General features: G+C 65.5%; 27 protein-coding genes and 1 tRNA gene. 19 read left to right on the forward strand and 9 right to left on the reverse strand.

Going from position 1 to position 22,998, the window contains the following annotated elements:
• Window positions 1–275: 275 nt before the first annotated feature.
• Together IVB50_RS29845 and IVB50_RS29850 are read right to left on the reverse strand one after the other, a co-directional pair.
• A complete protein-coding gene (locus tag IVB50_RS29845; RefSeq protein WP_085352581.1) occupies window positions 276–1,235 on the reverse strand; it encodes an N-carbamoyl-D-amino-acid hydrolase in 960 nt (319 codons plus the stop codon).
• Between the two features lie 233 nt (window positions 1,236–1,468).
• Window positions 1,469–1,903 carry a hypothetical protein gene (locus tag IVB50_RS29850; RefSeq protein ID WP_247298945.1) on the reverse strand — a complete coding sequence of 145 codons (435 nt, stop codon included), beginning with the start codon at window positions 1,901–1,903 and terminating at the stop codon, window positions 1,469–1,471.
• A 177-nt stretch (window positions 1,904–2,080) separates the two neighbouring features.
• Here IVB50_RS29850 and IVB50_RS29855 point away from each other — a divergent pair, with 177 nt between their 5' ends.
• The 3 genes from IVB50_RS29855 to IVB50_RS29865 all read left to right on the forward strand — a co-directional run bounded on the left by IVB50_RS29855 (window position 2,081) and on the right by IVB50_RS29865 (window position 3,274).
• Window positions 2,081–2,341, forward strand: coding sequence for a hypothetical protein (locus IVB50_RS29855; RefSeq protein WP_018458811.1), 261 nt, complete (start codon window positions 2,081–2,083; stop codon window positions 2,339–2,341).
• A 161-nt stretch (window positions 2,342–2,502) separates the two neighbouring features.
• Complete coding sequence (locus IVB50_RS29860) at window positions 2,503–2,727, forward strand: hypothetical protein (protein ID WP_026233665.1); 225 nt, start codon at window positions 2,503–2,505, stop codon at window positions 2,725–2,727.
• A 220-nt stretch (window positions 2,728–2,947) separates the two neighbouring features.
• Window positions 2,948–3,274, forward strand: coding sequence for a hypothetical protein (locus IVB50_RS29865; protein WP_085352582.1), 327 nt, complete (start codon window positions 2,948–2,950; stop codon window positions 3,272–3,274).
• A 198-nt stretch (window positions 3,275–3,472) separates the two neighbouring features.
• Here the strand turns inward: IVB50_RS29865 and IVB50_RS29870 are convergent.
• A tRNA-Pro gene (locus IVB50_RS29870) sits at window positions 3,473–3,549 on the reverse strand.
• Window positions 3,550–3,617: 68 nt separating this feature from the next.
• Here IVB50_RS29870 and IVB50_RS29875 point away from each other — a divergent pair.
• From IVB50_RS29875 to IVB50_RS29900, 6 genes are all read left to right on the forward strand, one after another.
• On the forward strand, window positions 3,618–4,607 hold the full coding sequence (locus IVB50_RS29875) for an L-threonylcarbamoyladenylate synthase (RefSeq protein WP_204513870.1): 990 nt from the start codon (window positions 3,618–3,620) through the stop codon (window positions 4,605–4,607).
• A 22-nt stretch (window positions 4,608–4,629) separates the two neighbouring features.
• On the forward strand, window positions 4,630–6,057 hold the full coding sequence (locus tag IVB50_RS29880) for an FAD-binding oxidoreductase (RefSeq protein WP_204513869.1): 1,428 nt from the start codon (window positions 4,630–4,632) through the stop codon (window positions 6,055–6,057).
• Window positions 6,054–6,497 (forward strand): GNAT family acetyltransferase, encoded by a 444-nt coding sequence (locus IVB50_RS29885; RefSeq protein WP_247298947.1) that lies wholly within the window; start codon window positions 6,054–6,056, stop codon window positions 6,495–6,497. The genes IVB50_RS29880 and IVB50_RS29885 overlap by 4 nt, the downstream gene beginning before the upstream one ends.
• Before the next feature lie 9 nt (window positions 6,498–6,506).
• Entirely contained in the window at window positions 6,507–7,088 is a 582-nt protein-coding gene (locus tag IVB50_RS29890) for an NUDIX domain-containing protein (RefSeq protein WP_085352586.1), read from the forward strand.
• A gap of 276 nt (window positions 7,089–7,364) precedes the next feature.
• On the forward strand, window positions 7,365–8,294 hold the full coding sequence (locus IVB50_RS29895; protein WP_204513867.1) for a glycine reductase: 930 nt from the start codon (window positions 7,365–7,367) through the stop codon (window positions 8,292–8,294).
• Window positions 8,295–8,330: 36 nt separating this feature from the next.
• Window positions 8,331–9,524 (forward strand): CoA transferase, encoded by a 1,194-nt coding sequence (locus tag IVB50_RS29900; RefSeq protein WP_204513866.1) that lies wholly within the window; start codon window positions 8,331–8,333, stop codon window positions 9,522–9,524.
• A gap of 11 nt (window positions 9,525–9,535) precedes the next feature.
• Here IVB50_RS29900 and IVB50_RS29905 read toward each other — a convergent pair whose 3' ends face one another.
• Window positions 9,536–10,291: an SOS response-associated peptidase gene (locus IVB50_RS29905; protein WP_204513865.1), complete on the reverse strand. Its 756-nt coding sequence runs from the start codon at window positions 10,289–10,291 to the stop codon at window positions 9,536–9,538.
• A 63-nt stretch (window positions 10,292–10,354) separates the two neighbouring features.
• On the opposite strand from IVB50_RS29905, the gene IVB50_RS29910 reads away from it, so the two are divergent.
• From IVB50_RS29910 to IVB50_RS29925, 4 genes are all read left to right on the forward strand, one after another.
• On the forward strand, window positions 10,355–10,855 hold the full coding sequence (locus tag IVB50_RS29910; protein ID WP_085352590.1) for a hypothetical protein: 501 nt from the start codon (window positions 10,355–10,357) through the stop codon (window positions 10,853–10,855).
• A gap of 18 nt (window positions 10,856–10,873) precedes the next feature.
• On the forward strand, window positions 10,874–11,308 hold the full coding sequence (locus IVB50_RS29915) for an NUDIX hydrolase (protein ID WP_085352591.1): 435 nt from the start codon (window positions 10,874–10,876) through the stop codon (window positions 11,306–11,308).
• Between the two features lie 47 nt (window positions 11,309–11,355).
• On the forward strand, window positions 11,356–11,733 hold the full coding sequence (locus tag IVB50_RS29920) for a TIGR02301 family protein (protein ID WP_007607220.1): 378 nt from the start codon (window positions 11,356–11,358) through the stop codon (window positions 11,731–11,733).
• Between the two features lie 142 nt (window positions 11,734–11,875).
• Entirely contained in the window at window positions 11,876–12,142 is a 267-nt protein-coding gene (locus IVB50_RS29925; RefSeq protein ID WP_007594892.1) for a hypothetical protein, read from the forward strand.
• An 86-nt stretch (window positions 12,143–12,228) separates the two neighbouring features.
• On the opposite strand, the gene IVB50_RS29930 is transcribed toward IVB50_RS29925, so the two are convergent.
• The 5 genes from IVB50_RS29930 to IVB50_RS29950 form a co-directional block, all read right to left on the reverse strand.
• The gene (locus IVB50_RS29930) at window positions 12,229–12,546 is read right to left on the reverse strand and encodes a cupredoxin domain-containing protein (RefSeq protein ID WP_018458822.1); all 318 of its coding nucleotides are present in this window, start codon (window positions 12,544–12,546) and stop codon (window positions 12,229–12,231) included.
• 10 nt (window positions 12,547–12,556) lie between these two features.
• On the reverse strand, window positions 12,557–13,090 hold the full coding sequence (locus IVB50_RS29935; protein ID WP_085352592.1) for a DUF4142 domain-containing protein: 534 nt from the start codon (window positions 13,088–13,090) through the stop codon (window positions 12,557–12,559).
• Between the two features lie 90 nt (window positions 13,091–13,180).
• Window positions 13,181–13,885: an RNA polymerase sigma factor gene (locus IVB50_RS29940; RefSeq protein WP_247298950.1), complete on the reverse strand. Its 705-nt coding sequence runs from the start codon at window positions 13,883–13,885 to the stop codon at window positions 13,181–13,183.
• Between the two features lie 104 nt (window positions 13,886–13,989).
• Complete coding sequence (locus IVB50_RS29945) at window positions 13,990–14,859, reverse strand: sulfurtransferase (RefSeq protein ID WP_085361348.1); 870 nt, start codon at window positions 14,857–14,859, stop codon at window positions 13,990–13,992.
• Complete coding sequence (locus IVB50_RS29950; protein WP_018458826.1) at window positions 14,860–16,197, reverse strand: dihydroorotase; 1,338 nt, start codon at window positions 16,195–16,197, stop codon at window positions 14,860–14,862.
• A 101-nt stretch (window positions 16,198–16,298) separates the two neighbouring features.
• On the opposite strand from IVB50_RS29950, the gene IVB50_RS29955 reads away from it, so the two are divergent.
• The 6 genes from IVB50_RS29955 (at window position 16,299) to IVB50_RS29980 (ending at window position 22,996) form a co-directional block, all read left to right on the forward strand.
• The gene (locus IVB50_RS29955; protein ID WP_247298952.1) at window positions 16,299–17,180 is read left to right on the forward strand and encodes a folate-binding protein; all 882 of its coding nucleotides are present in this window, start codon (window positions 16,299–16,301) and stop codon (window positions 17,178–17,180) included.
• Complete coding sequence (locus tag IVB50_RS29960; RefSeq protein WP_085361347.1) at window positions 17,177–17,803, forward strand: DNA-3-methyladenine glycosylase I; 627 nt, start codon at window positions 17,177–17,179, stop codon at window positions 17,801–17,803. Before IVB50_RS29955 ends, IVB50_RS29960 begins: the two co-directional genes overlap by 4 nt.
• Window positions 17,800–18,414, forward strand: a complete 615-nt coding sequence (locus tag IVB50_RS29965) for an HD family hydrolase (RefSeq protein WP_247298954.1) — start codon at window positions 17,800–17,802, stop codon at window positions 18,412–18,414. Before IVB50_RS29960 ends, IVB50_RS29965 begins: the two co-directional genes overlap by 4 nt.
• Window positions 18,415–18,557: 143 nt before the next feature.
• The gene (locus IVB50_RS29970) at window positions 18,558–19,064 is read left to right on the forward strand and encodes a protein-tyrosine phosphatase family protein (protein WP_007607206.1); all 507 of its coding nucleotides are present in this window, start codon (window positions 18,558–18,560) and stop codon (window positions 19,062–19,064) included.
• Window positions 19,065–19,269: 205 nt separating this feature from the next.
• Window positions 19,270–20,238 (forward strand): NAD regulator, encoded by a 969-nt coding sequence (locus IVB50_RS29975; RefSeq protein WP_085352597.1) that lies wholly within the window; start codon window positions 19,270–19,272, stop codon window positions 20,236–20,238.
• 49 nt (window positions 20,239–20,287) lie between these two features.
• Window positions 20,288–22,996 (forward strand): DUF2339 domain-containing protein, encoded by a 2,709-nt coding sequence (locus IVB50_RS29980; protein WP_247298956.1) that lies wholly within the window; start codon window positions 20,288–20,290, stop codon window positions 22,994–22,996.
• The last annotated feature ends 2 nt before the right edge of the window (window positions 22,997–22,998 follow it).

Consider the following 22,998-nt stretch of genomic DNA (forward strand, 5'->3'; position numbering starts at 1 on the left):
CCCTTGGCCTCTCGCACCCGAACGCTGCCGCGTCCACCGCAAGCCCGGCTCGCGAACATGACGACCACAAGATCGCCCCTCAAGGATGAGCCGGGATGGGCGACACATACGCCAATTCCGAATTTCGGTAAAGCGGAATCTTTTTGCGGCGGCGGATTGACAGAGGGGCGAAACAGGCGCGGTCCCGTAGCCCGGATGAGCGAAGCGACATCCGGGGTCTTGCCACAAGCGACAGCGGTCCCGGGTGTCGCTGCGCTCACCCGGGCTACCAGAGCTCACCGCTTCGTTCGCACCGGCGTTCCGTCCGCCATGAGTGTCACTCCCTTCCGTTCGACAATCATCCCGTAGGCGTGCGGCTGACGGTGAACGTCGAAATTGAAAGTGGTGCGCTTGTAGGAGTTGCAGAGATCGAGATCGCAACGGGCGAGCGCGATCTCGTCGCCCTTGGTCGTGCATCGCGCGATGATCTCGCCGGAGGGCGCGATGACGCAGCTACCGCCGATGTGGTCGACGCCCTCCTCAACACCGGCCTTGGCGACGCCCACCACGAAGGTGCCGTTCTGGTAGGCGCCAGCCTGCATCACCAGATGATTGTGAAACAGCGAGAGATCGTCATGCTCGGGCGCCGGCGGATTGTGCACTGGCGTGTTGTAGCCGATCATCACCATCTCGACGCCCTGCAGGCCCATCACCCGGTAGGTCTCGCTCCAGCGGCGGTCATTGCAGATCGCCATCCCCATCACGCCGCCAAAGGCCTCGGTCACGCCAAAGCCATCGCCTGGATCGAAATAGCGCTTTTCCAGATGCTGGAATTCGCGCCAGGGCTCATGCTCGGCATGCCCGGGCAGATGAACCTTGCGATATCTGGCGACGATGGCGCCACTCTTCTCGACCAGGATGGAGGTATTGTAGCGCCTCACAATTCCGGCCTCGACCGTCAGCTCGGCATAGCCAAGGTAAAATCCGATACCAGTTTCGCGCGCGAGATCGAACAAGGCTCTCGTCTCCGGCCCTGGCATCTCGCGCTCGAAGAAGCTGTCGATCTCCGTCTGATCCTCGAAATACCAGCGCGGAAAGAACGTGGTCAGCGCGAGCTCGGGATAGACGATCAGGTCGCAGCCGTTGGCGTGCGCCTGGCGCATCAGGGCCATCAGGCGCGCCACGACCGCGGTTCTGGTCTCGGTTCGCGCGATAGGGCCAAGCTGGCCGGCCGCGATCGTCACAAATCTCGTCACGAATCTTTCCCTCGTCCGCTTCCCGGGTCAGGTCGCGGCAGAGACTATCGCGCGATGCGCCGCGCGCACAGCCTCGCTGTCCGGCACGGTGCCCAACCGAGAGGCAGCCCGACCGTCATGTGGAAAGTACCGAGAACAGATAATCTCGCAAACCTCCGCTCGTGCTGCTCAGGCGATCGAGCATAGGCAGCTACACGCCTACCGGGGGGAAGATGCATCTCACGGAGCGCGACTTACCAACCCGCCGATGCAGGTTCGTTGAAGAACATCGTCTGATCGCGCGCCGCCATGCGCGAGGGCTGGCGTCGACGGTGCCTCTCCGCACTGCGCTTGTTCGGAACGGTCCGAGCTGCTTGCTTCGGCGTCGCATCAGGCTGCGCCACCATTGCAAAAGCTTGGCGGGGCTTCTCCTGCGTGGGAAGCGCGTCGGCGACGGCAGGTGCGGGAGTCGGCGGAACCGACTCGGCTTTGGACAGCGATATTTGCCGCACGCTGGTGTCCAGGACGATCTTCTCAGGCCAGGTTTGCGCGGAATGAACGCGCACAATCGACCGATCTGGCTCGGCCGGCGCGGCGGCGCTCACGGGGGCGGTCATGTACCGGTCGGCGAGGAAAAGGAGGGCGAGCAGAGCGCCGCCGGTGAAGACGAAATAGCGGATGAGCGGCATGGGTCCCTCGATCGCCTCGTTGTCGAGGCCCCTGCAGCAACGGGAAAGAGTGGCAATCGTTCCGGTGCGCTGTCGAGCAATCGTGGGAGACGCTCAGCCGCCCACTGGCATTCCGCTTGCTGCACGGGAGTCAAATCCCTCAGACCCGCAGTGGGTCTGTCTCATCGTGAGGCGATCATGCACCCGACGTCCCGTTTCGAAGCGACCATGCCGACACAGCTCCACGCATTGATCTCCGATCTGCGTTGGCGCTTGCAAATGATCGACGCCGACATTCTGGAGGAAGAACGGAAGGCCGGAATCTCCGATCCCCAAAACCTCGCCTACCCCATGCTAGCGCAGAACCTGCGGGCCCGGCGCGACAATATCCGGGTGAGCATCGCGATTCTCGAAAGCCGCCTCGAAAAGCGATCGACGGAGCGGCCGCGCGCGGCCTGATGCGGCGACGGCGATTGGCTCCCGTCGCACCCAGGTTAACGCGAAGGAACTCCCGTTGCCGATCTGCAACGGTTCCCGTCCGTCTGAAGCCGGACAAAAGAAACTCCCATTGCGGCCACGAACCCCTCTCACAACGCCGTGAGACGAGCAGGGGAACGACGATGCGTGCGCAAAGAGTCTGGGTGGTGAATGGGGCCGCCAGCGTCGAACAGTTGCAAACCAGATTGGACGATCTGAACAAGCGGCTCGGTCAACTCGAGACTCAGCACCCCGAGAGCTGGAAGGTCGAAGAGCTCAGATCGACTGCGCTCAGCCTGTCGCGCGAGATCGACGACATCCGCTGCGCCGAGGCGACGGCGGCGCTGAGCGAGCTCCTGCGGAAATAGCCGGCGTTCGCGATTCGCCCGTCGCGCAGGAACCAACGCCGCCTCCCCGCCATTGCCATGCCGAGCATGGAGCAAAATCATGACCAGGCACCTGACGCGGGCCGATCTCGCGCGCGGCGTGGCCGGCGCGGTATCCACGCTGGTCCTGTGCGCGACGATGGCATTCACCATCGCGCGCCACTTCGCTTTGTAAGGCATTTGGCGCTGTGAGGTATTTTCGATGACGTCCGACCCTGAGGAATCGGTCAGGCTGCAAGGCTACGGCGAGATGACCCTGCGTACGGCCGTCACGACGATGATGTTGCTTGCGCCGCGCGAGCGCGCGGATGCCGCCATCTTCCGCGTCCGCGACGGCGTCCGGCTTGCCTCAAGCGAGATTGCCGAACTCGCCTCCGAATGGGGCATCACGCCAACGCCGGAGATCAGGTCTCCGAACCTCGTCCCGGAGCAGCACTGGACCCACGTCGTTCGCGGCATGGTGCGTGAGGCGCCGCTGCCGGCGCTGATGATTGCGTTTATGGTCGGCGTGCTGGTGGCGAGGCGGTAGTCCTCTGACCTAGCTTGCAACGCCGAGTTATCGAAACAGGCAATGCCGAGCCATGCCACCGCGACAGACCGCCCTGTCCGGCCAAATCGGCCGTGGACCCGCCCTGAAAATCGTTGCAAGAAGACGCTCCCGGGCGCCGGCGGCTGGTCCGCCAAGCTTGGGAACGAGCCTCTAGAAAAACGTCGACTTTTGGAAGAATGGTCGGAGTGGCAGGATTCGAACCTGCGACCCCTGCGTCCCGAACGCAGTGCTCTACCGGGCTGAGCCACACTCCGACAAGAGGCCGGCTTATAGCGTCGGGTTTGGCGCACCGCAAGCGGCCGAGCTGAGGAATCTTATCCCTGTGAAAACGGGTCTTGAAACGCTGATTTTACCGGCCGGCGAGACCGGCGCGGAAGCTGCCGCCCGGACATTGGCAGCCGGCGGGCTGGTCGCGTTCCCGACCGAGACGGTCTACGGGCTCGGGGCGGACGCCGGAAATGCCAGTGCCATCGCCCATCTTTACGCCGCTAAGGGGCGGCCGGCCTTCAATCCGCTGATCGCGCATGTCGCCGACCTCGCGGCCGCGCGCAGGATCGGACGATTCGACGCCTGCGCCTTGCGCCTTGCGGAGGCGTTCTGGCCGGGGCCGCTGACGCTGGTGGTGCCGAAGACGGAAAACTGCCCGGTGGCCGAGCTTGCCACCGCGGGCCTCGACACGGTCGCGATCCGCATTCCGGCCCATCCGGTGGCGCAGGCGATCCTGCGCGCCTTTGGCGGGGCGGTGGTGGCGCCGTCCGCCAACATCTCCGGCCACGTCTCGCCGACGCTGGCGGCCCATGTCGAGAGCGACCTTGCGGGGCGGATCGACCTGATCGTCGACGGCGGGCCTGTTACGGTCGGCGTCGAATCGACGATCGTCGGCTGTTTTGCGGCGCCGATGCTGCTGCGGCCCGGCGGGCTGTCTCGCGAGCGGATCGAGGCCGTGCTTGGTGCAGCGCTGGCGCGACTGCCCGCGGAGACCGACAGCGAAGACAGCCAGCCGCTGGCGCCGGGCATGCTGGCCTCGCATTACGCGCCACACGCCCATGTGCGGCTCAATGCGCTGGACGTCGCGCCGGGCGAAGCGCTGCTGGCGTTCGGCCCGGCGCGCCTGCCTGGTCTGGAGGCCGCCGTCGCCGTCATGAATTTGTCGCCCACCGGCGATCTCGATGAAGCCGCCGCCAATCTGTTCGGCTATCTTCGCGCCCTCGATGCTAGGGGGCCGCGGGCGATCGCCGTGATGGCGATCCCCGAAGAGGATCTGGGCGAAGCGATCAACGACCGGCTGCGCCGGGCGGCTGTGGCGCGATAAGAGCGAAGCAAGAGACAAGACAATGAACATTAATCATCCCGCCACCCCTCCGCTTGCGCCCGAGCTGATCGAACAATTCCGCAAGATCGTCGGCGAGAGGCACGCCATCACCGATGTAGCCGACATCGAGGCCTACGTCACCGAAGAGCGCAATCTATTCCACGGCCGCTCGCCGCTGGTGCTGCGCCCGGGCTCGGCCGCGGAAGTCGCCGCAATCTGCAAGCTCGCCTCCGAGCACAAGATCGCGCTGGTGCCACAGGGCGGCAACACCGGGCTCGTCGGCGGCCAGACCCCGCACAATGGCGAGGTGGTGGTGTCGCTGCGCCGGCTCGACAAGATCCGCGAGATCGACACCGCCTCCAACACTATGACCTGCGAGGCCGGCGTCGTGCTGCAGATCGCGCAGCAGAAGGCCGCGGACGTGGACCGGCTGTTTCCGCTGTCGCTGGGGGCGGAGGGCAGCTGCACCATCGGCGGCAATCTCTCGACCAATGCCGGCGGCACGGCCGCGCTGGCCTATGGCGTCGCGCGCGAGATGGCGCTGGGGCTCGAGGTGGTGCTGGCGGACGGTCGCGTGCTCAACGTGCTGTCGAAGCTGAAGAAGGACAACACCGGCTACAATCTGCACAACCTGTTCATCGGCGCCGAAGGCACGCTCGGCATCATCACGGCGGCGACGCTGAAGCTGTTTCCGAAGCCGCGGTCGATCGAGACCGCCTTCGTCGGGCTGAAGTCGCCGGACGCCGCGCTGAAGCTGCTGGCGATCGCGCAAAGCGAGGCCGCCAATGCGCTGACGAGCTTCGAGCTGCTCTCGGAGATGGCGGTCGATTTCTCGATCCGCCACGGCATCGACGTGCGCGATCCGCTCGCGCAAAAGCATGCCTGGTACGTGCTGATGGAATTGTCGTCGCCCGGCGATGACGCCCGGACGCCGCTGGAAACGATCCTTGGCCGCGCCATGGAGGACGAGATCGTCGACGACGCGGTGATCGCGGCCAATCTGACCCAGCGCGCCGGCTTCTGGAAGCTGCGCGACGAAATGTCGTCAGCACAAAAGCCGGAGGGCGGCTCGATCAAGCACGACATCTCCGTGCCGGTGGCCACCGTGCCGGCCTTCATCGCCGAGGCCAATGAAGCCGTGGTGAAGCTGATTCCCGGCGCGCGGCCGGTGCCGTTCGGCCATCTCGGCGACGGCAATCTGCACTACAATGTCAGCCAGCCCATCGGCGCCAACACCGCGGACTATCTGGCGCGCTGGCACGAGATGAACGCGGTCGTGTTCGCCATCGTGCTGCGTATGGGCGGCTCGATCTCGGCGGAGCACGGCATCGGCGTGCTCAAGCGCGACGAGTTGCCCGACGTGAAGGACAAGACCGCAATTGAGTTGATGCGACAGCTCAAGGCGATGCTCGATCCGCTTGGAATCATGAACCCGGGAAAAGTGCTGTGAGTGCGCTCAAGATCGACGCGATCACCGAGGCCGATGTCGAGCCCGTGGTCGCGCTGTGGCAGCGCTGCGGGCTGACGCGGCCGTGGAACGATCCGCATGCCGACATCGCGCTGGCGCGACGGCGCGACAATTCCACCATCCTGCTCGGCCGCGACAACGGCGCCATCGTCGCCACCGTCATGGTGGGCCATGACGGCCATCGCGGCTGGGTCTATTACGTTGCGGTCGATCCGGATAGCCGGAAGCGTGGCTACGGCCGAGTGATCATGGCCGCGGCCGAAGACTGGCTGCGCGCGGCTGGAATTTTGAAGCTCCAGCTGCTGGTCCGGCGCGGCAATGAGCAGGCCAATGCGTTCTACCAGTCGCTGGGTTTCGAGGAATCGACCTCGGTGATGTTCCAGAAGTGGATCGACGGCCGCACCACAACGCCAAGCAACTGAGATCGAAGCATGACCATATCCGACCGCGTTCGCATCAAGGACGTCCGCGTGCTCTCGGACGGCTGGACCCCCCTCAAGACCACCACGTTCGAGTACCGGCGCGCCAATGGCGAATGGCAGACGCAGCACCGCGAGACCTATGAGCGCGACAACGCCGCCGCCGTGCTGCCCTACAACCGAGCGCGGCGCACGGTGATCCTGGTGAAGCAATTCCGCTTGCCGGCCTTCATCCGCGGTTACGACGATCTCCTGATCGAAGCCGCCGCCGGGGTGCTCGACGACGCCTCGCCCGAGGTGCGCATCCGCGCCGAGGCCGAGGAGGAAACCGGCTATCGCCTGCACCACGTCCACAAGGTGTTCGAAGCGTTTATGAGCCCCGGCGCCATCACCGAGAAGCTGCATTTCTTCGTCGCCGAGTACGAGCCGGAGATGCGGGTCAGCGACGGCGGCGGCCTCGAACACGAAGGCGAGGACATCGAGGTGCTGGAGCTCGGCATTGACGAGGCGCTGGCGATGATCGCGGACGGGCGTATCATCGACGCCAAGGCGATCATGCTGCTGCAGCATGTGGCGCTGCATGTGTTTCGGTAGGTTGTCTTCCTTCCTTCTCCCCTTGCAGGAGAAGGTGGCGCGAAGCGGCGGATGAGGGGTTTCTGTCCGCGCGCGCATCTCATGCAGTTGAGCACGCGAGAGACCCCTCACCCGTCTCGCCGCTTCGCGGCGAGCCACCCTCGCCCGCAAGGGGAGAGGGGAAAAAGCGGACCTGGCTCTATCAGTGCAATTCTGACCTGCATTGCCCCGCCCCCCGTTGAGCTCACCCCCGACTATCTCTAGTCTGTCGCCAACAAGAACCAGGAGACGCGCCCCATGTCCGCTTCGCGCGACGACGAATTCGGCTTTGCGCCCGACTATGACGCCCCCGTTCCCTATATGCAGCGCACGCGGGACTATTACGCCGCGATTGGCTACACCACGGCGTATCGCTGGGCTCACTACACCGAGGCGCCGTTCCAGCCGCTAAAGAAGCCGTTGTCGCAATCAAGCGTCACCATCATCACGACCGCCGCGCCATACGACCCCACCAAGGGCGACCAGGGACCGAGCGCGGCGTATAATGGCGGCGCGAAATTCTACCAGGTCTATGAGGGCGACACGGCGAAGCCCCACGACCTTCGCATCTCGCATATCGGCTACGACCGCAAGCACACCACGGCCACCGACAACGGCACCTGGTTTCCGCTGCCGCAACTCTTGAAGGCGAGCGCGGCGGAGCGCATCGGCGAGGTGGCGCCGCGCTTCTTCGGCGCGCCGACCAACCGCAGTCATCGCGTCACCCTCGACACCGACGCGCCGGAAATTCTGGCGCGCTGCCTTGCCGACAAGGTCGATGTCGCCGTGCTGGTGCCGAACTGTCCGGTCTGCCACCAGACCACGGCGCTGGTGGCCCGGCATCTCGAGGCGAACGGCATTCCGACCGTGATCATGGGCTGCGCCAAGGACATCATCGAGCACGCCGGCGTGCCGCGCTTCCTGTTCTCGGATTTCCCGCTCGGCAATTCCGCCGGCAAGCCGCACGACATCGCCTCGCAGGCGCAGACGCTCGAGCTGGCGCTCAGACTGCTGGAGACCGCGAGCGGCCCGCAGACCACGATGCAGTCGCCGCTGCGCTGGAGCGAGGACGCTTCCTGGAAGCTCGACTACAACAACGTCGCGCAGCTCTCAGCCGAAGAGCTGGCGCGCCGCCGTGCCGAATTTGACAAGCAGAAGGAGATCGCGCGCGGCAATCGCGCGGCCTGACGTCCTCCGACAACCAAAACAAACAGGGAGAGCGACGTGACGCGACCGTTCGAGGGCGTGAAGATCCTGGACTTCACGCAAGTGCTGGCCGGCCCCTATGCGAGCTACCAGCTCGCGCTGCTGGGCGCCGACGTCATCAAGGTCGAGCGGCGCGAGGGCGAGGACATGCGCCGCACGCCGCTGTCACGCGGATGGGCGGAGCGCGGGCTGGCGCCGGCGTTCCAGGCCATCAACGGCAACAAGCGCAGCCTGACGCTCGATCTGCAAAAGCCCGATGCGATCGCGATCGTGAAGAAGCTCGCCGCGCAAGTCGACGTCGTCATGGAGAATTTCCGCCCCGGCGTGATGGACAGGCTCGGCATCGGCTACGAGGCGCTGTCCGCGATCAATCCGAAGCTGATCTACTGCGCGGTGTCCGGCTTCGGCCAGACCGGTCCGGACCGGCTGCGCCCCGGCTATGACGGCAAGATGCAGGCGCTGTCCGGCATCATGGCGATCACGGGTCATCCCGAGACTGGGCCGACCCGCGCCGGCTTTGCGGTGTGCGACGTGCTGTCGGGCGCCACCGCTGCGTTCGGCGTGTCGAGCGCGCTTTACCAGCGCGACCGCACCGGCAAGGGCCAGCTCATCGACGTCTCCATGCTGGAGGCGACGATGGCGTTCCTGTCGGGGCAGATCGCGGACTGGTCGGTCGCGGGCCATCGCCAGCAGCTGTCGGGGAATCAGGCCGTCAGCCGCAGGACCACGGCGAATTTGTTTAGATGCGGCGACGGTCACATCCTGCTCGCCGTCAACAACGAGAAGCAATATCGCGCACTGATGTCTGCGCTCGGCCGCGAGGACGCGCTCAGCGATCCGCGCTTTGCCGACTGGTTTGCGCGCAACGAGAACGAGCCGGCGCTGCGCGCCATCATCGAAGAGGCGCTCGCGGCAAGGCCTGCGCGCGAATGGGAGACCATTCTGGAAGACGCCGGCGCGCCCTGCGCCAGCATCTGGAAAGTCGAGGAAGTCATCGACCATCCGCAGATCAAGGCGCGCGGCGCGATCCAGCAACTCGATACGCCCTACGGCCGGCTTCGTTTCGCCGGCAGCGGATTCAAGCTCGCGCATGGCGGCGGCAGGCTCGACCGGATGGCGCCGGAGCTCGGCGCGGATACGGATGCGGTGCTGGGCGAGCTGGGATTTGACGCAGCGGAGATCGCGGCACTACGGGCGCGGGAGATCGTGTAAGGGCGAAGCGCCTAAAACAACGACCCCTGCCCGTCATCGGCCGGCCCGGCCGCCGCTTTCCGCGCCACCTTCTTCTTCGGCGCCTCCGCCTCCATGTCCTCCGCGCTGATCGGCAGGAGTAACTGGTCGTCGTCATTGGCGACGCGGTTGACGCGGGTGGAGACCGGGTGCCAGGCGAATTCGCCGATGCGCGGGGCGGTCATCAGCGGCAACACCGCATCGAGGTCATCGCTGCGGCTGTCGAGCCAGCGCTCGAAATCGCGCGGGCTGATGGTGACGGGCACGCGATCATGCAGCGTGACGAGATCCTCGCTCGCCGCCGCCGTGACGATCGCGACCGTGTCGAGCTCCTCGCCGTTCGGCCCGACCCAGGTCTCGAACACCGCTGCAAAGCCGAGCGGCGCGCCGTCGGCGCGATGGATGAAGAAGGGCTGCTTGCGGCCACCCTCCGCCTTCCATTCGTAATAGCCGTCGGCCGGAATCAGGCCGCGGCGCCGGCGAATCGCGTTCTTGAAAGCGGGCTTCTCCAGCACCGTCTCGGAACGGGCATTGATCAGGAGCGAAAATCCCTTGGGATCCTTGACCCAACCCGGCAGCAAACCCCAGCGCATCAGGCGAAAATGGCGCGCGCCGTTCTCGCCCAGCACGACCGGAATCGGTTGTGTCGGGGCCACATTGAACCGGGGCGGGAAGTTCGGCTGCTCAATGTAGCCGAACAGTTGCCGCAAAGCCGCGGGGGCCGAAGTTATGACGAAGCGTCCACACATCCTTGAGGGCCTATATAGGGTCCGTTCAGGTCCTTTTAACCCCGAACGTTAACACTGCGGCAGATGAGCTCAACGGTCTCCCAGCCGGCGCGAATGCATGGACAGACGGGGCCCGAGGCTGCAGCCTGGGCCGAGCGGCTGCGCGTGGCCAACATCAACCCGCGGACCGGGCTTGCCACCGACTATCTCAACCATTTCAATGAAGCCGTGATGCTGCTGGAAATGGTCCCCGACATGCCGGAATGCGCGGAAGATTTTCTGACCTGGTCGCCGCTGTCCTATGCCGAGCATTTCACCGCCTCGAACTTCAAGGCCCGGGATCTGGCGATCGAGGCCTATGAAAAGGCCGACCCGAACGTGCGCGCCCAGTTCGACCACCTCACCGACACCATGACCTCGATCCTGACGGCGGTCGGCTCGGCCATGCGCGAGGTCGAGAAGGACACGACCCGCGTTCGCCTCGCCGAGCAGGCCGCCCACTGGGTCAAGCCGCTGATCGCGGCCTGCGGCGGCATCATCAATGGCGGCGCGGAAGCCGACGTCGACAACATCATGGCGAACTGAGCCCGAGCAGGTGAAGTCATGGCTGCGATCGTTCAGCCCACCCGTCCCCAGATCGCGGTCAGTGCCGCGATTTTTCGTGACGGCAAGGTGCTTCTGACCCGTCGCGCACGCTCGCCGGCAAAGGGGTTCTATTCGCTGCCGGGCGGCCGGGTCGAGTTCGGCGAATCGCTGCACCAGGCGCTGGCGCGCGAGATCGACGAGGAGACCGGGCTAGATATCGAAATCATAGGCCTCGCGGGCTGGCGCGAAGTGCTGCCGGCCGCGGCCGGCGCCGGCCACTACCTGATCATGTCCTTTGCCGCCCGCTGGGTGGCCCGGGAGCCGGTTCTCAACGACGAGCTCGACGACTACCGCTGGATCGCCCCAAAGGCCCTGGCGAGCCTTGGCGACCTCAAGCTGACCGGCGGGCTGGAAGAGGTCATCCAGTCCGCTCACCGGCTGATGGGCCCCTGACGGCCCCGCCTTGCGTCTATCGCCCCGAGGAGGCATACACCCGGCCGATGTCGACGCGATTTCTGGCCATTTTTGCCCTGATTCTCGCCTGCGCCTCGGTGCCCACGAGGGCTCAGGACGGGGCAGCGCCGTTTGACGGCGATTTGCAGCGACTGGCGGAGATCCTCGGCGGGCTGCACTATCTGCGCGGCATCTGCGGGTCCAACGAGGGCAACAAATGGCGCAGCGAGATGCAGGCGCTGATCGATGCCGAAACCCCCGCCGGCGAACGCCGCACCCGCATGATCGCCGGCTTCAACCGCGGCTATAACGGTTTTCAGCAGACCTACCGGAGCTGCACGCCGGCCGCGACGGTGGCGATCCGCCGCTATATCGAGGAAGGCGCCAAGATCTCGCGCGATCTCACGGCGCGTTACGCGAACTGAGACAGCGGCGGGAACCCTGTCATCGACTTTGTACACAGCCGTTAACCGTTCCTAAAGATGTGGCCTAGCGGGCGTTAACGTGCGTGCTACACCTCTCGCACAGCGCATCGCCGTGGATTGCGCCCCAGCCCCGACGAGTTTCATGAGCCATCCAGTGTCCTACGCTCCCGCACGCGCGCCGCTGCCCGATCACGAGCAGAAGCAGGCCGCACTGAGTTATCTCAACGAGGCCTGGGCCGAAGCGCGCCATGATGGCGTCGACGGCGACTGCCTGGCGCAGGCGAGCCTGTTTGCGGCCCTTGCCGAGCTCGTCGGCACCTATGGCGAGGACGCGGTGGCGAAGTTCGTCGAAGGCTTTCCCGGCCGCATCCGCAACGGCGAATTCTCGGTCGACATTTCCAGACAGTAAGTCTTTCTCCAGGCAGTAAGCCTTGCCGAAAATGACCCCGCCACGTAGGCGGGGCCAGCTTCGGTCGGGAATACGCTCCGAGCCCGTTACGGCTCGATCTTGAGCGTCGCTTTCATGTTGGGATGAAAGCGACAGTAATAATCGATCGTGCCCGCCTTCTTCAGAACCAACGTCCCTGATTTTTTCGCCGGCAGGTTGACGTCGAAATCGCCGTTCCTGGCTGTCGCGGTGTGGACGAAGACGTCCTTGTTGATCCATTCAATGGTGTCGCCGACCTTGGCCGAAGCGTCTTTCGGCGACACTTCGAGATTCTCCATCGTGATCTCGATGGTCGCAGCGTGCGCCGGGACGGCCACCGCCACGAGCAGGACCGCTGTCGCGATCGCGGACAATCGTCCCAGCATCATCGCCTCCCTATTTCAGCTCCGCCGCGACGTGCTCGGCGTGCTGCTGATGGCCCTGGAAGATTTTCAGGCCGGTCTGCAGCAGGCTCTTCAGTTCGGCATTGCTGGCGGACGGAATGAGCTGGGTTTCCAGCGCGCCGTTGACCGTCTTGTGGTAGGCGACCTCGTTCGCGACATAGGCCTTGTCGAAGGCCGCACCGCTCAGCTTGTCCAGTTCGGCGAGCTTCTCGCTCGCCTGCTTTGACAGCGCTTTGCTGGTGTCGTTGTCTTCAGGCGTGACGTTCAGCTTCTTGACCAGCGCGAGCGCCTGCTTGTTGACGGCCTCGTGGTCGCGCAGCATGTCCTCGGCAAACGCCTTCACGTCCTTATTCTTGGCTTTCTTCTGCGCCTGCTTGGCTGCGTTGATGTCGATCACGCCCGCGGTGTAGGCGATATGGGCGATCTGCGGATCGGTCAGCTTGTCGGCTGCTCTGGCGCCTTGCAGCAGCGCGGGGCTCGACAACAAAATTGCAGCGGCGATCGCCGTGGTCCAACGAACGAACATGGTTTGACACTCCTGTGGTGCCGGACGTTTTGCCGGCGCGTTGCTTCACAGGCGTTGGATGGAATTCTCGCGCAAACGTTCCCGAAAAATTCAGCCGCCGATGCCAAGCCGCTTCAGCACTGACACGGTCAGCCGCTCGCAGCGCCACCCGGCGAACGGGAACGCATCCATCACCACCGGACCGATCTCCTTTTCGACGTTCTCGCGCAGCATGGTCCGCGCACGGTGCAGCCGCGTCTTCACGGTCTCGGGCTTGACGCCGAGCAGCTCGGCGGTCTCCTCGATGTTCATCCCTTCCATGACGCGGGCGACGAAGACCATGCGGAAGACATCCGGTAATTCATCGATGGCGCGCTCGACGACGCGCTGGATTTCACGTTGGGCCATGGTCCTTTCCGGATCGCCTGGGGGAGAAGCGGGAAATTTGATGATCTGCGCCTCGAGCGTCGCTTCGGGCACCGAGCCGAGCTCGACCTGCGGCCTGGCGCTTCGCGCCCGGCCAAGTGCCTCGTTGATGGCGATGCGCGACAGCCACGTCGACAGTCCGGATTCGCCGCGGAATCCGTCGAGATGGGTGAAAGCGCGGACATAGGTTTCCTGAACGACATCCTCGGCTTCGCTGTCGCTGCGCAGAATTCCGCGCGCCAGACGATAGAGCCTGCGGTTGTTGGCCTGCATGATCTCGCGCAGCGCGGCCTCGTCACGGCCCCGCGCCCGCTCGACCAGTTCGGCTTCCAATGTCCTGATTGCTGAAGTCTTGGCGCCGGCGGACAGGCCGGCTGCGATCCGTGGCATGGCGGTCACCTGCTCGTTTGGCTTCGTTCCGGACATTGGATGCCGCCCCAAGGGAAAGGTTCCCAACTTTCTGTCCCTCCCCTGGGGAGGGGCCAAGGAATGTCCTAATCCGTCTCGATCGGCAGCGCCGGATCCTTCGCCCACTCCCCCATCGAGGCATCGTACAGCGTCAGCTTGTCGTAGCCGAGCTGCGTCAGCAGCAGCAGGTCGATCGTCGCCGAGATGCCGCCGCCGCAATAGCAGATCACGTTCTTGTCGCGGGTGACGCCTGCCGCGGCGAATTTGGCTTCGGCATCGGCGAGCGTCGTCAGCGTCTTGTCGGCATTGGTGAGAACTGCCGCTGATACGTTGACGCTGCCGGGAATGCGGCCGGGCCGCCCGTAGCGACTCGGCTCGAGGCCGCGATGAAATTGGGGACCGAGCGCGTTGACGATAACAGTCGCGGGATCGCCCAGCCGCGCCTTCACTGCATTCTTGTCGACGAAGAAGCCTGCGCGCGGTGTGGCCTTGAAGGTCGTGGCCGGATAGCCCTTCGGGGCGCCTGTTACGACTGGGCGTCCCTCGTCCTTCCATTTGTCGAGGCCGCCGTCGAGCACCCGCGCGTCGACGCCGAGCGAGCGCAGCATCCACCAGACCCGCGTCGACCACATCATGGTGCCGATGCTGTAGAGCACGACGGACTTGGATGCATCGAGGCCGTGGCGGCCGAAGGCGGCCTCCAGCTGGGCCACATCAGGCATCATGAAGAATTGCTGCGCAGAGGCGTCGGAGAACTCGCCTTGCAGGTCGAGAAAATCGGCCCCCGGAATATGGCCGGCCTCGAACGTCTTATCGCCCGGCACGGCGCGATAGGGCACATCGCTGCCTGGCGGCACCGGCTCGTTGTAGGTCGTGCAGTCGTAGAGGCGCAGGTTGGGATCGCCGAGCTGGGCTGCAAGTTGCTCGGTGGTGATGAGGGGTGTCGGTTCGGTCATTCACTCCTCCCTCAGCGTCTCCAGAAACCGCACCGGCTCACCTTGCGCGGCCGTCACGAGCTCGCCCTGCCACATCACGCGGCGGCCGCGGATGAAGGTGCCTACGGGCCAGCCGGTGACGCGCAACCCGTCATAGGGGGTCCAGCCGGCCTTGGACGCGACCCATTTGTTGGTGATGGTCTCGCTGCGCTTGAGATCGACGACGGTGAAGTCGGCGTCATAGCCGGCGGCGATCCGCCCCTTGCAGGCCATGTTGTAGAGGCGCGCGGGGCCGGCGCTGGTGAGATCGACGAAACGCGCCAGCGACAGCCGACCCGCATTGACGTGGTCGAGCATGAGCGGCACCAGCGTCTGCACGCCGGTCATGCCGGAGGGCGAGGCCGGATAGGTCTTCTGTTTCTCTTCCAGCGTATGCGGGGCGTGGTCCGAGCCGAGCACGTCGATGATGCCCTGCTCGATGCCGCGCCAGATCCCGGCGCGGTGATCGGCGCCGCGCACCGGCGGGTTCATCTGGGCCAGCGTGCCGAGCCGCTCGTAGCATTCGGGCGCAACCAGCGTGAGATGATGCGGCGTCGCCTCGCAGGAGGCGACGTCCTTGTGGTCGCGCAAAAATTCGATCTCTTCCTTGGTCGAGATATGCAGCACGTGGATGCGCTTGCCGGTCTCGTGTGCGAGCTTCACCAGCCGCTGCGTCGCCATCAGCGCGGCGGTCTCGTCGCGCCACACCGGGTGCGAGCGCGTGTCGCCCTCGATACGCAGCGATTTGCGGTCGTTGAGGCGGTATTCGTCCTCGGCGTGGAACGCCGCGCGGCGCCGGATCACCTGGAAGATGCGGCGCAGGCTTTCGTCATCCTCCACCAAGAGCGCGCCGGTCGAGGAGCCGATGAACACCTTCACGCCGGCGCAGCCGGGCGCACGCTCCAGCACCGGCAGGTCCTGCACATTCTCGCGGGTGCCGCCGATGAAGAAGGCGAAGTCGCAATGCATGCGGTGATGGGCGCGCTTCACCTTGTCGGTGAAGGTGGCCTCCGTCACGGTCAACGGCGCGGTGTTTGGCATCTCGAACACGGCGGTGACGCCGCCCATTACGGCGCTGCGCGAGCCGGTCTCGAGGTCTTCCTTCTGCTCCAGCCCGGGCTCGCGGAAATGCACCTGCGTATCCATCACGCCGGGCAGGATGTGCAGGCCCTTGCAGTCGATCACTTCCGCGGCGGAAGCCTGCGACAGCGCGCCGATCTCGGCAATGCGACCGTTGACGACGCCGACATCGCGGGTCCCCTCGCCGTCCTGGTTGACGACAGTGCCGCCCTTGAGGATCACGTCGAAACGCTGGGTCATGGCTGAAGGCCTCTCTCGTCCCCAAGCGCAGGGCTTGAGGTCTTGTCGTTTTTGCCTTGCGGGCTTACGTTCCGGAGCAACATGTCGCAAGAGATTTTCGTATGAAATCAGCGTTTCTTCCGGACCGGGGCGTGATCAAGGTCGCGGGCGAGGATGCGCGCAACTTCCTCAATGGCCTCGTCACGACCGATGTCGACAAGCTGAAGCCGGGCCTGGGCCGATTCGGCGCGTTGCTGACGCCGCAGGGCAAGATCATCGTGGACTTCCTGATCACGGAAGCGCCTGCCGGCCATGGCGGCGGGTTCCTCATCGATTGCCTGAAGCCGCTTGCCGACGGCCTCGCCACCAAGCTGAAATTCTACAAGCTGCGCGCCAAGGTCACGGTGGAAAACCTGTCCGACGATCTCGGCGTGCTCGCGGCCTGGGACGGCAAGCCCGCGGCCCAGCCCGACCTCGCCTTCGCCGATCCGCGCAATGGGGACCTCGGCTACCGCATCCTCATCCCCGAAGATCTCAAACAGAAGCTGTCCGATCTGATCGGCGCCGAGCTCGTCGACGCCGCCGCATACGAGGCCCACCGCATCGCGCTCGGCGTGCCGCGCGGCGGGCTCGATTTCACGTACAGCGATGCGTTCCCGCACGAGACCAACATGGACCGCCTTTCCGGCGTCGATTTCGACAAGGGCTGCTATGTCGGCCAGGAGGTCGTCTCGCGCATGCAGCATCGCGGCACCGCGCGCACCCGCAGCGTGAAGGTGCTGCTCGAGGATTTCTCGCCTGAGCCCGGCGTCAGCGTCATGGCCGGCGACAAGCCGGTCGGCACGATGGGCTCGTCGGCGAAAGGAAAGGGTATCGCGCTGGTGCGCATCGACCGCGTCGCCGATGCGCTCGATGCGGGACAGGCGCTGACTGCCGGTGGGCTCGCTGTGAGGCTTGCGGAACCAGACGTCGTGCGCATTCCAACGAAGCAACCCATCGCATGAGCCGTGCCCCTCGCCTGCATCCCGACGGAAAGACGCGTTGCCCCTGGCCCGGCGAAGATCCGCTTTACGTCGCCTATCACGATACTGAATGGGGCGTGCCGGAATATGACGACCGCGCGCTCTATGAGAAGCTGATCCTCGACGGTTTCCAGGCCGGCTTGTCCTGGATCACGATCCTGCGCAAGCGCGACAATTTTCGCAAAGCCTTCGACGATTTCCAGCCGGAAAAGATCGCACGCTACAACGAGAAGAAGGTTCACGCGCTGATGAACGATGCCGGCATCGTGCGCAACAAGGCCAAGATCGACGGCGCGATATCAAGCGCGAAATCCTATCTCGCCATCATGGAGAAGGGCCCCGGCTTCTCGAAATTCCTGTGGGACTTCATGGACGGAAGGCCCAAGGTCAATCATTTCAAGACCACCGCGAGCGTGCCTGCCTCGACGCCGCTCTCCATGCAGATCTCCAAGGAGCTGGCCTCGCGCGGCTTCAAATTCGTCGGCCCGACCATCGTCTATGCCTTCATGGAGGCGACCGGCATGGTCAACGATCATCTCGTCGACTGCCATTGTCACGCGAGCTGCGGCAAGTCGCAGCGCAAGCCGCGCCTCAAGGCCAAATGAGCGCGAAGAAGACGGACCGCGGCGCCGACACCCGCGCCTGGCAACGCATGCTGTCGGGCCGGCGGCTCGATTTGCTCGATCCCTCCCCGCTCGATATCGAGATCGCCGACGTCGCGCATGGGCTGGCGCGTGTTGCCCGCTGGAACGGCCAGACCATCGGCGCACACATCTTCTCTGTCGCGCAGCATACGCTGCTGGTCGAAACCGTGATGCGGCACGAGAATCCCCGCGTGGATCAGCGCATGCAGCTTGCCGCGCTGCTGCATGACGCGCCCGAATATGTGATCGGCGACATGATCTCGCCGTTCAAGGCCGTGCTCGACGGTCATTACAAGGCGGTCGAGAAACGTCTGCTCGGCGCGATTCACATCCGCTTTGGCCTGCCGCCGGTACTGCCGGACGAGATCACGCTGGCGATCAAGGCGGCCGATCGCGGCGCGGCCTATCTGGAGGCAACGACGCTTGCCGGCTTCAGCGAGAGCGAGGCCAAGCGCCTGTTCGGCAAGGATCCCGGCCTGTCCGACAGCGTCCGGCGCGACTATCTCACCCCCTGGACGGCTGCCCGGGCCGAGAAGCAGTTTCTGGAGCGGTTTGGCGCCGTGTTTGCGTGATCGTTGTCGTGGGTTAGAGTCTGCAGGGCGGGCAAGGGGGCCCTTGCCGCCCACTGTTTTGCGCAATGAGACGAAAGTGGTGGGTACGCTTCGCTTTGCCCACCCCGCCAACGCTCGCTATAATCTGCGGAAAAAGGTCCGCCATGATCCACGTCTGCTCCCTCGCCGCCCTTCCCGAAACCGTCCGCCTCACCAAGGCCAGCCACGTGCTGACCGTGATGGCCAATGTCGAACAGGTGGCGCGGCCGGTGTCGGTGCTGCCGGCCAACCATCTCAAGGTGTCGATGGACGACATCACCGAGGAGATGGACGGCTTCGTCGCGCCGTCGGAAACGCATATCGAGCAGGTGCTGAACTTCGTGCGCGGCTGGGACCGCGACGCGCCGCTGGTGGTGCATTGCTATGCCGGCATCAGCCGCTCCACCGCGAGCGCCTTTGCCGCCGTGTGCGCACTCAATCCGAATCGCGACGAGACCGAGATCGCGAAGAAGATCCGGGCGGCGTCCCCGATCGCCTCACCGAACCGCCGCATCGTCGGCCTTGCCGACCGTGCGCTGGGGCGCAACGGCCGCATGCTGCGCGCACTCGACGAGATGGGCCCGGGCGCGATGATGGTCGAGGGCCGCCCCTTCGTGATCGAGCTCGAATGACAGTTGCGCACCACAGCACAGGTGTGCCCCCTCTCCCGCTTGCGAGCAGAGCAATCGCATGCGAGCCTTTACGCAGACGCCTCCACATCGTCATGGCCGGGCTTGTCCCGGCCATCCACGACCTTTGCTGCGGCACGAAGAACGTGGATGCCCGGGACAAGCCCGGGCATGACCAGTTCACGGCCGCACCGGCGATCGCCATCGCATGAGCGAAAAGCTGCTGACGCCGATCGAGATCGGCCTGACCGCCGCGATCGTCGCGATCGAGGATCACGAACCGCTGATCCTCACCGCGCGCGACAGTGACGGCCTGGCCGGCCTGCCGTTCGGCCCGTTCGATGCGCCGAGCCATCGCACTTTCGAGATCGGGCTGCGGGCGTGGGTCGAGGAACAGACGGGCCTGCGGCTCGGCTATGTCGAGCAGCTCTACACGTTCGGCGATCGCGGCCGGCATGCCGAGGCTGGCGACACCGGCGCGCACATGGTGTCGATCGGCTATCTCGCACTGACGCGCGCCTTCGGCGGCGAACTGGCAGCCACGAGTGCGAGCTTCGCGCCGTGGTATCGCTTCCTGCCTTGGGAGGACTGGCGCGAGGGGCCGCCCGCGATCATCGCGGACGACATCATCCCGGCATTGACCGGCTGGGCCGAAGAGGAGACGCCGGAGACGACGCGCGCATTGCCGCGCAAGGATCGGGTGCGGTTCTATTTCGGTCTCGACGGCGCGTCCTGGGACGAGGAGCGCGTGCTCGACCGCTACGAGCTCCTGTACGAGGCAGGGCTGGTCGAGGAAGCGCGGCGCGACGGTCGCCCTGCGGCATTAGCGCGCAAGGCGCTGTCCGCGCTCGGCACATCCATGCGCTTCGACCACCGCCGGATTCTTGCGACAGCGGTCGCGCGACTGCGTGCAAAACTGAAGTATCGTCCTGTGGTCTTTGAACTTTTGCCCGCCGAATTCACACTTACCGAATTGCAGTATACGGTGGAGGCGATCTCCGGCCGACACCTGCACAAACAAAATTTCCGCCGCCTGGTCGAAATGGAAGCCCTGGTCGAACCGACCGGGGTGATGTCGACACAGACGGGCGGACGTCCGGCGGCGCTCTACCGCTTCCGTCGCGACGTGCTTCAGGAGCGACCCGCGCCGGGCTTGCGCGTACGCTCCCGGCGCTAACCCGAGATATGCGTGATCGGCCCCTGCCCGCCGGTTGCCTGGAGGCTTTATGTCTGACGGCCCGTTTGACGTCTTCGCGCTGATCATTGCGATCATCGCCTTCATCATCGCGATCAAGGCTTCCAGCCAGGCGGCTGAACTGCGACGACGGCTAAGCTCGCTCGAAGAGATGTTCCGCGCGCAACGGCCCGTGCAGCCGCCGCTGATCCCCGCAGATGTGTGGGCTGACGCGCCCCCCACAACTTCCGCAGCGCCGCCGCCGCTTGTGCCCCAAGCCGAACCGGAAGCCGAGGCGCCGCCCCCGCTCGTCACCGAAGATATTTCACCGCCTCCGCTCGAAGCGAGCACCGAGGCCGACGCGACGCCGCCGCTGCCCGCACCCGCGCCCGGGTTCGAGGAACGGCTCGGCACGCGCTGGGTAGTCTGGATCGGCGGCCTGGCGCTCGCGCTCGGCGGCTTCTTCATGGTGCGCTATTCGATCGAGGCTGGCCTCCTTGGCCCCGGCGTGCGCGTGTTCCTTGGCGGCGTGTTCGCGCTGGCGCTGCTGGGCGCCGGCGAATGGTCACGGCGCAAGGAGAGCATCTCCAACATCGCCGCGCTGCCGATCGCCAACATTCCCGCTATCCTCACCGCAGCCGGTACGGCGGTGGCATTTGCGACCATCTACGCGGCGTACGCGCTCTATGGCTTCCTCGTGCCCGCGACCGCCTTCGTCCTGCTCGGCCTCGTCGCGCTCGGCACGCTGGCTGCCGCGCTCCTGCACGGGCCCGCGCTCGCCGGCCTCGGCGTGGTCGGCGCCTTCGTGACGCCGATCCTCGTCTCCAGCGGCAAGCCGGACTATTGGGCGCTCTACATCTATCTCGCCGTCGTCACCGCCGCGAGCTTCGGCCTTGCCCGTATCCGGCTGTGGCGTTGGCTTGCGGTCACGACAATCGCCTTCGCCGTGCTCTGGATCTTTCCGGGGCTCGATACCAGCGACCTGCAGGTCGCGCCGCACGCTTTCCATGTGATCGCAGGATTCGTTCTTGCCGCTCTTCTCGTGGTCTGCGGCTTCATGTTCGGCCCGACGATCGAGGACGGTGAGATCGAGCCGGTCTCGTCGGGCTCACTCGGTGCCTATCTGTTCGGCGCGATGCTGATCGTGCTGTCGAGCGCCCATGCGGACCTGGCGCTGATGGCCTTCACGCTGCTGGTCGGCGCGACGCTGCTCGTCGCCTGGCGCGCGCCGGCGGCCACCGGCGCGCTCGGCGCCGCCGCCGCGACCGTCTTCGTCGTGTTCGCCGAATGGGCGGTGCGCGCCAATCCTGACATGCTCGTGCTGCCGGGCGGTCCCATGGCCGACATCGCACCGACGGCGATCGATAGCGCGGTGACGCTGCATCTGGTGATGGCGGCGATCTTCGCCGCCGGCTTCGGCATCGCGGGCTTCCTCGCGCAGGGACGTTCGAACTCGGCGATCATTCCGGTGGTGTGGTCGGTCGCGGGGGTCGCGACGCCGATCGCGATCCTGGTCGCGCTCTACGCACGCATCGCGCATCTCGATCGCTCGATCCCGTTCGCCATCCTCGCGGTGCTGCTCGCCGCCGCCTTCGGCGCGGCCACCGAAGCGCTTGCACGCCGCGAGACCCGGCCGGGCGCCATGATCTCCACGGCCTTGTTTGCGACCGGCACGCTCGGTGCACTGGCGCTGGCGCTGACGTTTGCGCTGGAGAAGGGCTGGCTCACGATCGCACTGGCGCTGATGTCGCTCGGCACCGCCTGGATCTCGATGCAGCGGCCGATCCCGTTCCTGCGCTGGCTCGCCGCGATCTTCGCCGGGCTGGTCACCGCACGGATCGGCTATGATCCGCGCATCGTCGGCGACGCCGTCGGAACCACGCCGATCTTCAACTGGCTGTTGTGGGGTTACGGCCTGCCGGCGGCATCGTTCTGGGCGGCGAGCCTGTTCCTGCGCCGCCGCGCCGACGACGCCCCGCTGCGCATGCTCGAGAGCGCCGCGATCCTGTTCACCGCGCTGCTCGCCTTCATGGAGATCCGCCATTTTGCGACCGGCGGCAACATGACGTCAGCACCCTCGCTGCTCGAATTCGCCCTCCAGGTCTGCATCACGCTCGCCCTGGCGATCGGGCTGGAACGCCTGCGACTGCGCAGCCGCAGCGTCGTGCACAATGTCGGCGCGGTCGTGCTCACGGTGATCGGCGGGCTCGTCGGCGTGTTCGGCCTCCTGCTCCTGGAGAACCCGCTGCTATGGCGCACCGACGTCGGTGGCGCCGTGTTCAACCTGCTGCTGCTCGGCTACGCGCTGCCGGCGGTGCTGATGCTGCTCTTGTCCTATGCCGTGGCCGGCGAACGCGGCAAGGCCTACGCCAACACGATTGCAGGCGGCGCGCTGCTGTTCGCGCTGACCTATGTCACGCTGGAGATCCGCCGCTTCTATCACGGCCCGATCCTCTCCTCCGGGGCGACGACGGGCGCCGAGCAATATACCTATTCGATCGGCTGGCTCGGCTTCGGCGTGGTGCTGCTCGGCGTCGGCATTCTCGTCAATTCGGAGCGGGCGCGGCTGGCATCGGCCGTCGTGATCGCGTTGACGATCCTGAAAGCATTCGTCATCGACATGTCGACGCTGACGGGCGTCTACCGCGCGCTATCGTTCATGTGCCTCGGCATCGTGCTGGTCGCGATCGGCTGGCTCTACCAGCGTATCCTGTTCCGGCGGCAGATCGCACCGCCGCCGGCTTCGCAGACGAGCACGTGAGC

Source organism: Bradyrhizobium sp. 87, from assembly GCF_023073015.1.
In the GTDB taxonomy this organism is placed as follows: Bacteria; Pseudomonadota; Alphaproteobacteria; order Rhizobiales; family Xanthobacteraceae; genus Bradyrhizobium; species Bradyrhizobium canariense_D.